This is a genomic window from Mycobacterium sp. 852002-51613_SCH5001154, assembly GCF_001667425.1.
GTDB lineage: Bacteria > Actinomycetota > Actinomycetes > Mycobacteriales > Mycobacteriaceae > Mycobacterium.
In genome coordinates, this window is sequence record NZ_LZII01000016.1 from 52,722 (window position 1) to 66,553 (window position 13,832).

A 13,832-nucleotide genomic window follows, 5' to 3' on the forward strand; every position below is an offset into this window, starting at 1 on the left:
TTAGCCAGTGGGCGCCCAGTTGCCGTGGAAGCCCATCGGCACCCGCTGCGGCAGGTGCACGGTAGCCACCGGCTCGAGCGTCGCGGCGTCCAGCAAGACCAACTGGCCTTCGTCGCGGCCGCGGTGATAGCCGTAGCCCAGCAGAATGCCGTCGTCCTCGGCTCGTTTTGTCGTGCCGGCGCCGGGGTTGGGCACAAAGGACATCTCGCCGAGCAAAAGGTCCGGATCGAGCGGCGCGACGACGCTGCCCCCGGTCGCGTAGTCGTGCTTGTACAGTGCCGGCGCGGCGCCCTGGAAGGACGCGCCGACGGTGTAGCCGAAGCGGTGTTCCCGGCCCAGCAGCGTCTCGTTGATCCGCGGGAATTCCTGCGGCCGGTCGTCGCGGCATTCGGTGCTCACCGCGCCGCTCGCGAGGTTGATGGTCCAGCGTTCGAGGGTCGGCGGGGATTCGCCGGGCCCGCGCCGGTCGCGGTCGAACATTCGCGCGTACCGCACCACGTCGAGCACCAAAATCTCGGTCCCGTCCCGCATCTCGGAGTAGGCGTTGAGTGGGTGGTAGACGTAGCAGGGTTCGATGTCGAACCAGCGGATGTCGGAGTTTGCGCCCTCGCGCGGCATGACCCCGATGCGCGCCGGGTAGTCGGGGTCCCAGGCGTACGGCATCCGGTCGGAGTGCTTCGGGTTCCGGTTCATCATCGCGCTGATCGGGCTCGGCACCCGTACGCGCCCGATCAGCGACTGCATCACCAGCCGGGCCGGCAGGCCGAGCCAGCGGGGCATGGCCGCCGGCAGCACCTGCATCGGGTCGAACGTCACCGGCAGGTCGTAGACGACGACGTAGGAGTCGGTCAGCGAGAAGTCGTGCATCATCGGCGACCCCGACACCTCGATGTCCACCGTGCGGCGCGCGCGCCCCTGGGTGTCGATCACCGAATACTGCACGGTCCGCCCGCGGGCGAACGAGTAAGAGACGGCGTGCAATTCGCCGGTGCGCGGATCGCGGTGCGGGTGGGCGGTGTAGCCGCCGGCCAGGGTGCCGTCGAAGTCGCAGGTCCCGATGGTGTCCAGCTCGTTGGTCAGCTCGTAGTTGGCCACACCGCCCTCGACCAGAGCCAGCGTGCGCCCGGCGTGGGCCAGGACGTTGGTGTTGGCGCCCAGCGAGAGCATCCCCGCCCGGGGGTCGAGCCGGCGCGGCGTCGGCTCGCCCAGGGCGCCGCACACCGACAGGCTGCGTACCCAGCGGTTGCGGTACCACTGGGCTTTCCCGTCGCGCAGCGCGACGCCGTGCACCATCCCGTCGCCGCTGAACCAGTGATAGGTGGCGGGGTCGACCTCCTCGGCCGGGTTGGGTCCGTTGCGCAGATAGCGTCCGTCGAGGTGCTCCGGGATGTGCCCCGTGACCGGCAGGTCGGTGGCGGTCACTTCGGCGCGCACCGGCGCCAGCAAGCCCTCCAGATAGGGATTCCGGGTTTCGGCGGTTTGCACTGACGTCATCGCTGAGCTCCTATAACATCGATATGACGCTGTTATAGGTAACGTACGCCGCGGATGGGAAGATGGCAACGATGACTTCACAAGCGACTTCGGGCACCACGCCGGCCGGGCAACGCAGTGTCCGGGACGAGATGCTGTCCGCGGCCGTCGACCTGCTGAACGAGCATGGGCCCGACGCCCTGCAGACCCGCAAGGTCGCCGGCGCGGCGGGGACGTCGACGATGGCGGTGTACACCCATTTCGGCGGGATGCGGGGCCTGATCGCCGAGGTGGCCGCGGAGGGGCTGCGGCAGTTCGACGCCGCGCTGACCGTGCCGGAGACGGCCGACCCGGTCGCCGATGTGTTCGCTCTCGGCGCCGCGTACCGGCGCTATGCGATCGAGCGACCGCACATGTATCGCCTGATGTTCGGCAGTACCAGCGCTCATGGCATCCATGCCCCGGCGGGCAACGTCCTGGCCCTCACGGTCGCCGAGATCGAGCGGCACGTTCCCAGCTTCGCGCATGTGGTTCGCGCAGTGCAGCGGTCGGTGCGGGCGGGGCGAATCACCGTTGGTTCCGCAGCCGACGACGCGACCGTCGTTTCCACAGCCGCCCAGTTCTGGGCGTTGCTTCACGGATTCGTCATGCTCGAACTGGCCGGCTTCTACGGCGACGACGGCGCCGCCGTCGTGCCGGTGATGGACGAAATGACGTTGAAACTGTTTGTGGCGCTGGGTGATTCACCAGAACGGGTGGCGCAATCCCTGCGGTCGGCGGGCTGAGCACACGAAACCCCCGGGGGCGCCGCAGCGCGGTCCCGGGGGTTTTGCGAGTGGAGCTACTTGACGGTGACGGTGGCGCCGGCGGCCTCGAGCTTGGTCTTGGCCTCCTCTGCGGCCTCCTTGGCGACCTTCTCCAGCAGCGGCTTGGGCGCGCCGTCGACCAGGTCCTTGGCCTCCTTGAGGCCCAGGCCGGAGACGATCTCGCGGACCACCTTGATGACACCGATCTTCTTGTCGCCGGCGGCCTCGAGGATGACGTCGAACTCGGACTGCTCCTCGGCGGCCTCGGCGGGGGCGCCACCGGCGGCCGGGCCGGCCGCGGCGACGGCGACCGGGGCGGCCGCGGTGACCTCGAAGGTCTCCTCGAACTTCTTGACGAAGTCGGAGAGCTCCAGCAGGGTCATTTCCTTGAAGGCGTCGAGCAGGTCGTCGGTAGACATTTTCGCCATGGTGTGTGGGTCCTTCCTAATTTCCGGTTGGGGTTATTCGGCTTCGGCCGGGGTTTCCGGAGCCTCAGTGGGTGCTTCCGAAGCTGGTTCTGGGGCGGCCGCCGCAGGCGCCTCTGCCGCCTGCGCAGGCGCTTCTGCCGCCTTCTTTTCCTGCAGGGCGGCCGCGAGGCGGGCAACCTGCGAGGCGGGCGCGTTGAACAGGCCGGCGGCCTTGGCGAGGTTGCCCTTCATCGCGCCGGCCAGCTTGGCCAGCAGCACCTCGCGCGACTCCAGGTCGGCGATGCGCTCGACCTCGGCGACGGTCAACGCGCGGCCGTCCATGTAGCCGCCCTTGATGACCAGCGCCTTGTTGTCCTTGGCGAAGGTCTTGATCGCCTTGGCCGCGTCGACCGGTTCCCCGGTAACGAACGCGATGGCGGTGGGCCCGGCGAACAGTTCGTCGAGACCTTCCACGCCGGCTTCCGACGCCGCGCGCTTGATCAGCGTGTTCTTGGCCACCGAGTAGGTGGCCGATCCGCTCAGCGACCGGCGCAGGTCGGCCAGGTTGGCCACGGTCAAACCGCGGTACTCGGTGATCAGGGTCGCGGTCGCCTCCCTGAACTGCTCGGCGATGTCTGCAACGGCGGTGGCTTTGTCAGCCCTGGCCATGCGTACCTCCTGAAGTGAAAGCGATCCGACGTGTCGTCTGTGATTCACCCTTAGAACGAAGTACGCCCCGGCACAGGATGCGGCCGGGGCGTGAAAGACGCCGGCGCGTGCCGGCGTTGTTGCCTCGTCCTCCTGCGTGGGCCGCCGGGATGCTCCCGGACCTTCAACCGATTTCTCGGTGACCGACGGTCTTCGGTGGATCGGCCATCAGGATAGCCTGACCCGCCCCCGTCAGCCAAAACGGGGCCTTAAGACGGCCGGGGCGGTCAGCCGAGGGCCGCCAGCCGGGCGGCGCCGACCAGTCCGGCCGCACCGCCGAGTTCGGCGGGCACCACCCGCAGACCGACCAGGAAGTCCAGCCTGGCGTACTCGGCCAGCTTCGCCCGCAAGGGGTCGAAGAGCAGCCGGCCGGAGTTCGCGACTCCTCCCCCGATGACGACGATATCCAGGTCGCAGACCGCGCCGACCGAGGCGATCATCGCCGCGAGCGCGGTAGCTCCCCGGCGGAACGCCCGAGTGGCGACGGCCTCACCCGCCGCCGCCGCGGCGGCCAGGTCCCGGGCGCCCGCGGCGGGCGGCGCGGACCAACCGTTTGCCCGCGCCCAACGCACCATCGACGGTCCGGACGCGATGGTCTCGACGCAGCCGCGACCGCCGCACACGCAGGGCGGCCCCTCGTCCTCCACCACCACGTGCCCGACGTGGCCGGCATTGCCGGTGCGGCCGGTGTAGGGGACGCCGCCGAGCACCAATCCGCCGCCCACACCGGTGGACACCACCATGCCCAGCAGGAAATCGGCGCCGCGACCCGCGCCGCGCCAATGCTCACCCAGCGCCATGCACAACCCGTCGCCGCCGAGCCGTACCGGCACACCCGGCACGGCGGCGGCCACCCTGTCGCGCAGCGGAAAGCCTTGCCAGCCCTTGATGTTGATGGGGCTGACGGTTCCGCGGCGCAGGTCGATGGGGCCGGCTGAACCGATGCCCACGGCGGCGACCGCACCGTCGGCCGCGCGCAGCGCGTCGGCGATGGCCGCGTCGACCGCCGCCCAGACCTCGTCCGCTCCGCCGCCGGCCGGCGTGGGCCGGATGACGGTGTGCACCAGCGCGCCATCGGGATCGACGAGGCCGGCGGCGATCTTGGTGCCGCCGATGTCCAGACAAAGGGTGAGCATCGCGATCAGTGCCGATGGACGTTGTCGGGTTGGCGGGGGTCGCCGGGATGCTCGTAGCCGGGAGCGAGCCGCACCAGCTCGGCGCGCCGCGCGTCCAGCCAGACCCGGAAGGCGCGCCGCCGCGCGGCGCCCCGCAGCCGGTCGGCGATCGCCGGCCGGACGTCGTCCAGCGGCGGGCCGACCGGTGCGGGGACCCGCCAGCCGTGCTGCTCGTGACGCGGTTCGGCGAACCGGAGCGGGTTGCGGGCGTGGTAGGCGGCCACCTCCTCGTCGGTGACGCTCGCCGCGGCGGTGATGTCGGCGAAGAGCGCTCGCGCACGCGCGTCGGCCAGCGCGGCCGCGGCGATGCTGCCGAGCTCCAGCCGGGCCGTCGCGTCGGGCAGCAGTTCGGCCTCGCTCGGCGCACCCGCCCCGGTCAGGCCGCGCGCGTCGGCCTCGGCCGCGACAACCCGCCCGGTCACGATCAGCTGGGTCAGCCAGCGCCGCAGTTGACGCCCCTCCGCGGTGCCGCCGGCCGGGAGCGCGGCCGCGGCCCGCCCGCCGCGCAGCCGCGCCTCGGCCGCGTCGACCTCGTCGACAAGCACCGGAACGCCGGCCACCGTCGCGACCACGCTCATGTCACCGTCACCCGTATCGCCGGGGTGTAGACCAGCCGGCCGGCGCAGCCGAACCGGACCAGGGCCCACCACTCGCCGCGGTCCAGCCCGGCCGGCGGGCTCACGTCGAAGTGAACGTCAACGGTGCCGTGGGCGGGCAGCACGGCACCCACCGCGGCGGGGCCCAGCCACTCCCACGTGCCCCACGGGCTGATCAGGTGCGCCTCGAGCGCCAGGTCCGCCCCGGCGTGGGTGCCGACCCTTACGCTCAGCGCCGCCGTACCGCCGGCGGTCACCTCGACGTCAGCCGGCCCGTCGACCAGGTAGACCGGCTGCGCCTCGTGGCACGCGCCGACCTCGACCAGGCAGACATCCTCGACCGTCTGTCGCCACGCGGGCGGGACGTCTTCCCCGCCGATGCGGAGCTGGGCGCGGACCGGGTACAGCCCCGGCTGGGCGTGGGCGGGCACCGACACCGCCACGTCGGTCTCGCGGTATTCGCCGCTGCGCAGTGTCAGGGGGAGCTCGTCGGGCTTGGCCGACCAGCCCTGCGGACACACCAGGGTGACCGCCCCGGTCAGGGTCGTGTCGCTGCAGTCGCTGGCCGCCGTGAGGCGCAGCATGACCTCGCCGCCGGGCTCGGCGGCCACCCGCGCGGGATGCAGATGAGCGACGGCCGGCAGCCCGCCGAGCGGCGCGGGGCCCCGGTTGTGCAGCCAGTAGCGCGCGTACAACGGCTGCGCGGTTTCGGCCTGCGGGGCCAGCGCGCCCGAACCCGTCCGCACGGGGGGCGCTCGGAATCGGGCCAGCACGGTGGCCACCTGATAGCCGTGCAGGTCGAGCGGCCGGCTGCCGGCGCGCGGCGATTCGAGTAGGTCGGCGTCGCGGAAGTCGCTCACCTCGCCGATGTCCGAACCGATCACCACGCTGGTTGGCGACCCCGTCGTCTCCACGAGTCGCAGGGCCACCGCGCTCGGGTCGACGGGCCGGGCGCTGCCCGCCGTGAGCGGGTTGCCGGCCGCCTTGAGCGCCGCCAGCTGCACCCGGCCGGCGGGCTCGACGCTCAGCAGGGATCCCGCCGCGGGCAACGCGCCCCCCGCCCGGCCGGATGCGCACGCCAGCAGCGGGTGGGAGAACTGTGCGCTGCGGCTGGGGATCTCGGCGCGCCGCCAGTCGCCGGCCCCGCAGACCAGCGCGTAGTCGAAAACGTGTGTCCAGTGCTGCAGTTGAAAGTTCGAGCCGTCCGGGGCGGTCCGGCGCGGCTCGTCGATCCAGATGCCCGACGGCCAACCGGTGCAGGACCGCATCAACGCGGTGTGCAGGGTGCCCTCGGCGTCGACGGCGAAGCTGGGCACGCCCCGGTTGAGCAGGGCGACGGTGCGGTCCTCGAATTCGCCGGTTCCCGCCGGCGCGCGCTGCGTGACGACGACTTCGGCGTCGCCGAGGTCGTCGGCCACCGACGCGATCTCGGCGGCCAGGCTCTCCGCGTCGCGGCCGGCGATCACCAGCACCGGCAGCGCGTCCGGCGCGCGCAGATCGGCGCTCGGCACCCACACCGCGGCCAACGGCGTCGCGGCCGGCACCCAGACCCTGGCCCGTCCCGTCGTCGCCAACTGGCGGTCGAGGTCTTCCGCGTACACCGGGTCCGCCTGCGCCAGCACCGCCTTGGTGAACGCGTTGCGGGCCGGTCCGCCCAGCGCGATGCGCACGTCGGGCAGGTTCGAATCGACGTCGAGGTGGCCGTAGCGCTGCTTGTCCGCGCCGCTGCAGGTCGCCGTCACCCCGGCGCGGACCAGCGCAACCATCAGCTCGCGCGCGAGCGGACCGGACACCGCCTCGTCCGGCGACACCACCTCGGCCACCGAGATCGCGCGCACGGCTTGGCTGTGCGGCGAGCCCACCCGCACGCGCGCCGCCGAGGACAGGCCGAACCAGCCGTAGGCGGGGTTGTCCAGCGTCCACGGGTGCCGCGCGGTGTCCACCGATTCGGTCCCGTCGTGCAGCAACCCGAAACCCCGCCCCACGACGGCGTCACCGACCTCGCTGACCGGCATGGCGCCCGGCAGCGGGCACGGCCAGCGCAGCCGCACCAGGCGGTCGGCCCCGGTGAATTCGTCGATGGTGGTGCGGCAGTCCACCCGCGGCACCCCGCGCCACAGCGTCAGAGTCTGGGTGTAGCGCGCCACCGTGTCGATCCGCCCGGTGACGACGATCCGCTGCCCCAGCGGGCCGTGGTAGGTCCGCGCCCGCGCCGGTGAATCCGACGAGCAGACCACCGGCCCCTTGGGCAGCAGGTGCCACGGGCCCTCGGCCTGCGTCGGGTGCGCCGCGTATTCCTCGTAGACCGCGAGCTCGTTGCCCACCCGGCCCTCGGCGACCAGCTCGCGGCCGTCCGCGACCAGGGACACGACTCCCCCGCCGCGCGCCGGGTCGACCTCCAAGCGGTAGTGCTCGTTCGCGATCGCCGAGCCCGCCACGGGTTGCCAGCCGCTCGGGCCGTCATCGGGAACCAGCCGGTAGGCCCGCCACCCCATCGACGGCACCTCCCGCGCCAGCCAGGTGACCGACCGGCCGCCGTGCTCGACGTGCGCGGGCGACTCGGCACCGTCGGCGTCCAGCACCCGGACCCCGCCCGCGAGCGGCGCGTCGAGCCGCGCGGTGACGACGTCGGTCCGCTTCTGCGCCAGCGGATTCCACACGACGACGTCACCGCCGACCGCGCTGGACAGCAACGCCAGCGAGGCGTCACGCGTCGCTCGGCCCAGCTCCCACGCGTCGCGCCACCCGGTCAGCAGGTCGAGGTAGACCTGGTCGGATTCCGAGCCGGTGATGCCGTCGTGGTGCGCCCCGTACGCGAGCTGCACCCACGCCTTGGCCAGCGCCGCCTGCGGGTACTCGGCGCCGGCCAACAGCCCGGCGAACACGGCGAACCGCTCGGCCTGCAGGACGGCGTTCTCCGCGGCCCGGTTCGCCTGCTTGGTGTCGATGAAGGACACGTCCTTGCCGGTGTAGATCGGGTTCATGTCCCGGGTCTGCGGCGACGGCGCGCGGCCGCGCTCGGCCAGTCCGGCGCGCACGGCCGCGAAGAACTCCCGCGGCAGCGCGCACACGAAGCGCGGCCAGGTGTAGCGGGCGGCCCAGTCGCGGTGGATGGCGGTCACCCACTTGTTCGGCGGCGTGTAGTCGGTGCCGACGGGCAGCAGCACGTTGCGCGTCAGCGCGACCCTTTTCAGCTGATCGAAGAGCGCAAAGGTGGCATCCTCGGCCTCGGCCACCGACGTGGCCGAGTCCATCCACCAGCCCGCCGAGTAGTGCGCGGGCATGTAGTGGGTGAGCAGCCCGCGGCCCGACGGCGAAATCCACTCGAACTCGCTGCTGAACTGCATCCGCTCGACGTCCCCGCCGCCCAGCGCCGGGCCCCACTGGTGGTGCGGGCCGCGGGCCCACGAGCTCGACGTCAGCCCGGCGTCGGCGGCCAGCCCGGGGAATTGCGGATCGTGGCCGAACACGTCCAGCTGCCAGGCGGTGGCCGGATCGGCGCCCAGCACGTCACGCTGAAAACCGATGCCGTGCACCAGGTTTCGAATGGTTGTTTCCGGGCTGGTCAGGTTGGTGTTGGGTTCGTTGTATGTGCCGCCCATCACCTCGACGCGACCCTGCGCGATGAACCGGCGCAGGTCGGCGCGGTCCTCGGGCCGGGTGTCCCAATAGGGCTTGAGGTAGTCGACCTCGGCCAGCACGAACTTGTACTCGGGCTCGCGGCGGGCCATTTCCAGGTGGGCGTGCACCAGCTCGAAGCCGTTCGTCTGCCGGGCGCGCCCCGGCGGGTCCTCGGTCCACTCGCTGGTGTAGGCGCCCTGGGTGTTCCACCACACCGGGTCGTAGTGGAAGTGGCTGACCATGAACATGGTCCAGCCGGGCTCGGCCACGACGAAGTCGAACGGCAGGGCGGCGCCGGCGGCGTCGACGCGCGCGGCCCGGCGCTCACCGGCGACCGGATCGCGCAGCGCGACCGGGACCTCGACCACCTCGCGGCCGGGCTGCGCGAGCGCCTCCCCGCCCAGCCCGTCGCCGCCGACGCGGACCGGCGTCGGCTCGGCGCACCCGGAGACGGCCACGCGCACCACCTGCAGCGGCGCATCCGGCGGCCCGACGAACAGCTCGGTCGAGAGGGCCGAAACCAGCTGCATCCCCGAACCTTACGGGTGTCACCCCCTGCTGGAAAGCTAGGCGCCATGGCGGACATCACCACCCAACTGGCCGACCAGCTCGACTGGCACTGGCGGGGACACCTGCGCCCTCGGCTGGAAGGCCTGACCGATCACGAGTATTTCTGGCGGCCGGTGCCGAACTGCTGGACGGTACAACCGGACGGGTCGGTGGACTACACCTACCCGGCCCCCTCCCCGCCGCCGTTCACCACGATCGCCTGGCGCATGGCACACGTCATCGTCGGAGTTTTCGCCATGCGCAACCACAACCACTTCGGTGGCCCGCCCGCCGACTACCTGAGTTGGAACTACGCCACCGACGCCGTCACCGCATTGAGACAGCTCGATGACTGTTACGCCACGTGGATCAACGGAGTGCGGTCGCTCTCGGCGGCGGATCTCAGCCGCCGCTGCGGTCCGGCGGAGGGGCCCTACGCTGAGCACCAGCTGAGCGAGCTCGTCCTGCACATCAACCGGGAAGCGATCCACCACGGCGCCGAGATCGCTTGTCTTCGAGACCTCTACGTCCATCGCCAGATCACCGACCGGAAGGCCTGAGAATGCCCGCTCTTGCCCGGCCCGTAGCCGACGAACGCAGCGCCCTGCGCGAATACCTGGCCTACCACCAAAGCGCGTACTTCGCGGTGTCCTACGGCCTGACCGACGAACAGGCGCGGTCCACCCCCTCGGTCAGCGCGCTGTCGATCGGCGGGCTGATCAAGCACGCCACCGCGATGCAGCGCAGCTGGATGGCGCGGGTCGCCGCCGCACCGGACGCGCCGCCGAAAGACCCTCGCCCGTTCGAGCAGATCACCAAGGAGTTCGCGGATCAGCACGTGATGCGGCCCGACGAGACGCTGGCCGGTCTGCTGCGGGCATTCGAAGAACAGAACGCGACGTCGCTGCGCCTGGCGGAGACCGCGGACCTCGACGCGGCGGTGCCGGTTCCGCAGGACATCCCGTGGTTTCCCAAGGACCAGAAGGCCTGGTCGGTGCGCTGGGTGATCCTCCATGTGATCAACGAGTTGGCCCGGCACGCCGGGCACGCCGACATCATCCGCGAAACCATCGACGGCGCGACCATGTACGAGTTGATCGCGGCGCTGGAGGGCTGGGCGATCCAGGGCTGGGTGCAACCCTGGAGCCCGAGCTAGAGGAATTGGGACTGACTCCGCCGATTTGGCAGACTGCTTTAGATGAGCTCTACCAAACATCGAGACGTGGCCAGGCTTGACCGGGTGCCGCTGCCGGTGGAAGCGGCCCGGGTGGCCGTCACCGGTTGGCAGGTCACCCGCACCGCCGCGCGGATCGTCAGCAAGCTGCCGGGCAAGGGCCCGTGGCAGCAGAAGGCGATCAAGCAGCTCCCGCAGACCTTCGCCGACCTCGGCCCGACGTACGTGAAATTCGGTCAGATCATCGCGTCCAGCCCCGGGGCGTTCGGCGAATCGCTGTCCCGCGAATTCCGCGGCCTGCTCGACCGGGTGCCGCCCGCCGACACCGAAGAGGTGCACAAGCTCCTCGTCGAGGAGCTCGGGGGTGACCCCGCCGACCTGTTCGCCAAGTGGGAGGAGACGCCGTTCGCGTCGGCGTCCATCGCCCAGGTGCATTACGCCACCCTGCACACCGGCGAAGAGGTCGTCGTCAAGATCCAGCGCCCCGGCATTCGCCGCCGGGTCGCCGCCGACCTGCAGATCCTCAAGCGCTTCGCCCAGGCCGTCGAACTGGCAAAGATGGGCCGCCGGCTCTCGGCGCAGGACGTGGTCGCCGACTTCTCCGACAACCTGGCCGAGGAGCTGAACTTCCGGCTGGAGGCGCAGTCGATGGACGCGTGGGTCTCGCACCTGCACGCCTCCCCGCTGGGCCGCAACATCCGGGTGCCGCAGGTGCACTGGGACTTCACCTCCGAGCGGGTGCTGACGATGGAGCGGGTGCAGGGCATCCGCATCGACGACGTCGCCGCCATCCGCAAGGCCGGGTTCGACGGGGTCGAACTGGTGAAGGCGCTGCTGTTCTCGCTTTTCGAGGGTGGGCTGCGGCACGGGCTGTTTCACGGCGACCTGCACGCCGGCAACCTCTACGTCGACGAGGCGGGCCGCATCGTGTTCTTCGACTTCGGGATCATGGGCCGCATCGACCCGCGCACCCGCTGGCTGCTGCGCGAGCTGGTGTACGCGCTGCTGGTGAAGAAGGACCACGCCGCCGCGGGCAAGATCGTGGTGCTGATGGGCGCCGTCGGGACCATGAAACCCGAGGCTCAGGCCGCCAAGGACCTGGAGCGCTTCGCCACCCCGCTGACCATGCAGACGCTGGGCGACCTGTCCTACGCCGACATCGGGCGGCAACTGTCGGCCCTGGCCGACGCCTACGACGTCAAGCTGCCCCGCGAGCTGGTGCTGATCGGCAAGCAGTTCCTCTACGTCGAGCGGTACATGAAGCTGCTCGCCCCCAAGTGGCAGATGATGTCCGACCCGCAGCTGACCGGCTACTTCGCCAACTTCATGGTCGAGGTAAGCCGCGAGCACTCCCCCGATCTGGAGGTGTAGGGGCACTCTGATGCAGATCCGCACCGGGACCGCCACCGTCGGCGACTTGAAGCTCTATTACGAGGACATGGGCGACATCGACGACCCACCCGTGCTGCTGATCATGGGGCTGGGCGCCCAGCTGCTGCTGTGGCGAACCGCTTTCTGCGAGCGGCTGGTCGACCACGGGCTGCGCGTCATCAGGTACGACAACCGGGACGTCGGCCTGTCGAGCAAAACTCAGCACCGCAGCTCGGGGCAGCCGCTGGTGACGCGGCTGGCGCGCTCCTGGCTGGGCCTGCCGAGCGAGGCGGCATACAGGCTCGAGGACATGGCCGACGACGCCGCGGCCGTGCTGGATCACCTGGGCATCGAGCACGCACACGTCGTGGGCGCGTCGATGGGCGGCATGATCGCCCAGATTTTCGCGGCGCGATTCCATGAGCGGACGAGAACCCTCGGGGTCATCTTCTCCAGCAATAACTCGGCCTTCCTGCCACCACCCGGTCCGCGCCAGTTGCTGGCGCTCATCAAGGGGCCGCCGCCGAGCTCGCCGCGCGAGGTGATCGTCGATAACTCCATCCGGGTCAGCAAGATCATCGGCAGCCGGCGCTTTTTGGCTTCCGAGGAGCAACTTCGGGCCGAGGCCATCGAGAGCTACGAACGCAGCTATTACCCCTGGGGCGTCGCCCGGCATTTCGACGCCGTGCTGGGCAGCGGCAGCCTGAGGCGCTACAACCGCCGGACCGCCGCCCCGACCGTGGTGATTCACGGCCGGGCGGACAAGCTGATGCGGCCCTTCGGCGGCCGCGCGGTGGCCAGATCCATCGACGGCGCCCGATTGGTGTTATTCGACGGGATGGGCCATGATCTGCCACAGCAGTTGTGGGATCAGGTGATCGGCGTGTTGGCGGGCAACTTCGCCAGAGCGAACTGAGCCAAAAACACTCGAGAGAAACGCTTCCCCTGCGATCCCAGTCCGTATCGCCGGGTTGTACGGTTGTCCAAGGAGGTGGGTCCACCAATGGCCAAGCTGAAGCCGTATTACGAAGAGTCGCAGGCAACCTACGACATCTCAGACGACTTCTTCGCGCTGTTCCTCGACCCCAACATGGTGTACACCTGCGCGTACTTCGAGAACGACGACATGACGCTGGAAGAGGCGCAGCTCGCCAAGCTCGATCTGGGGCTGGACAAGCTGGAGCTCGAGCCTGGCATGACGGTGCTCGACGTCGGGTGCGGCTGGGGTGGGGCGGTGGTCCGCGCGGTTGAGAAATACGACGTGAACGTCATCGGCATCACGCTGAGCCGCAACCACTACGCGCGCACCAAGGAAAGGCTGGCCGCCATTCCCACGACGCGGCGGGCCGAGGCCCGGCTGCAGGGTTGGGAAGAGTTCGACGAGCAGGTGGATCGGATCATCAGCTTCGAGGCCTTCGACGCGTTCAAGAAGGAACGTTGGCCCGCGTTCTGGGATTGGGCCTATAAGACCCTCCCCGACAACAGCCGGATGATGATGCACAGCATATTCACGTACCCGCAGGCGAACTGGCAGGAGCGCGGCGTCCAAATCACGATGTCGGATCTGCGTTTCTTGCATTTCCTCGGCAAGGAAATCTTCCCCGGCGGGCAGATGTGCGGTGAAGCCGACATCGTCGACTATGCGCAAGCCAGCGGTTTCTCGGTCGAGCAGATCCAATACATGCAGCCGCATTACGCGCGGACCCTGGACATGTGGGCGGCCAATCTGGAGGCCAATCGCGAGCGCGCCATCGCCATCCAGTCCGAAGTGGTCTACGACCGCTTCATGCGCTATCTCACCGGCTGCGCGAACCTGTTCCGCAAGGGCATCTCCAACGTGGCCCAGTACACGCTGACCAAGTAGCGCCCAGCCGCCGGGGCCGACGGTAAACGAAGCGGACCCGTAAAAACTTCGGCGCACGCGCGCAAATGCGGGGTTTTCCAGCCCCGGC

At 70.2% G+C, this 13,832-nt stretch carries 12 protein-coding genes; 6 read left to right on the forward strand and 6 right to left on the reverse strand.

Annotated elements, in window-relative coordinates:
* Nucleotides 1-1,494, reverse strand: coding sequence for a carotenoid oxygenase family protein (locus A5750_RS05380; protein WP_066951971.1), 1,494 nt, complete (start codon nt 1,492-1,494; stop codon nt 1-3).
* Between the two features lie 71 nt (nt 1,495-1,565).
* Between A5750_RS05380 and A5750_RS05385 the strand changes: the two genes are divergently transcribed.
* Complete coding sequence (locus A5750_RS05385) at nt 1,566-2,258, forward strand: TetR/AcrR family transcriptional regulator (protein ID WP_066952055.1); 693 nt, start codon at nt 1,566-1,568, stop codon at nt 2,256-2,258.
* Between the two features lie 56 nt (nt 2,259-2,314).
* On the opposite strand, the gene rplL is transcribed toward A5750_RS05385, so the two are convergent.
* The 5 genes from rplL to A5750_RS05410 form a co-directional block, all read right to left on the reverse strand.
* The gene (gene rplL, locus A5750_RS05390; RefSeq protein ID WP_066951972.1) at nt 2,315-2,707 is read right to left on the reverse strand and encodes a 50S ribosomal protein L7/L12; all 393 of its coding nucleotides are present in this window, start codon (nt 2,705-2,707) and stop codon (nt 2,315-2,317) included.
* A 33-nt stretch (nt 2,708-2,740) separates the two neighbouring features.
* Nucleotides 2,741-3,355 carry a 50S ribosomal protein L10 gene (gene rplJ / locus A5750_RS05395; RefSeq protein WP_067261507.1) on the reverse strand — a complete coding sequence of 205 codons (615 nt, stop codon included), beginning with the start codon at nt 3,353-3,355 and terminating at the stop codon, nt 2,741-2,743.
* 266 nt (nt 3,356-3,621) lie between these two features.
* Nucleotides 3,622-4,530: an ROK family protein gene (locus A5750_RS05400; RefSeq protein ID WP_066951976.1), complete on the reverse strand. Its 909-nt coding sequence runs from the start codon at nt 4,528-4,530 to the stop codon at nt 3,622-3,624.
* A gap of 5 nt (nt 4,531-4,535) precedes the next feature.
* Entirely contained in the window at nt 4,536-5,147 is a 612-nt protein-coding gene (locus A5750_RS05405) for a malonyl CoA-ACP transacylase (RefSeq protein WP_066951978.1), read from the reverse strand.
* A complete protein-coding gene (locus A5750_RS05410) occupies nt 5,144-9,316 on the reverse strand; it encodes an NEW3 domain-containing protein (protein WP_067261509.1) in 4,173 nt (1,390 codons plus the stop codon). The genes A5750_RS05405 and A5750_RS05410 overlap by 4 nt, the downstream gene beginning before the upstream one ends.
* A 45-nt stretch (nt 9,317-9,361) precedes the next feature.
* On the opposite strand from A5750_RS05410, the gene A5750_RS05415 reads away from it, so the two are divergent.
* From A5750_RS05415 to A5750_RS05435, 5 genes are all read left to right on the forward strand, one after another.
* Entirely contained in the window at nt 9,362-9,895 is a 534-nt protein-coding gene (locus A5750_RS05415) for a DinB family protein (protein WP_066951983.1), read from the forward strand.
* A 2-nt stretch (nt 9,896-9,897) separates the two neighbouring features.
* Nucleotides 9,898-10,491 (forward strand): DinB family protein, encoded by a 594-nt coding sequence (locus tag A5750_RS05420; protein ID WP_066951985.1) that lies wholly within the window; start codon nt 9,898-9,900, stop codon nt 10,489-10,491.
* Nucleotides 10,492-10,533: 42 nt separating this feature from the next.
* The gene (locus A5750_RS05425) at nt 10,534-11,880 is read left to right on the forward strand and encodes an AarF/ABC1/UbiB kinase family protein (RefSeq protein ID WP_066951987.1); all 1,347 of its coding nucleotides are present in this window, start codon (nt 10,534-10,536) and stop codon (nt 11,878-11,880) included.
* 10 nt (nt 11,881-11,890) lie between these two features.
* Nucleotides 11,891-12,796, forward strand: a complete 906-nt coding sequence (locus A5750_RS05430) for an alpha/beta fold hydrolase (RefSeq protein WP_066951989.1) — start codon at nt 11,891-11,893, stop codon at nt 12,794-12,796.
* Between the two features lie 87 nt (nt 12,797-12,883).
* The gene (locus A5750_RS05435; RefSeq protein WP_066951991.1) at nt 12,884-13,744 is read left to right on the forward strand and encodes a cyclopropane mycolic acid synthase family methyltransferase; all 861 of its coding nucleotides are present in this window, start codon (nt 12,884-12,886) and stop codon (nt 13,742-13,744) included.
* The last annotated feature ends 88 nt before the right edge of the window (nt 13,745-13,832 follow it).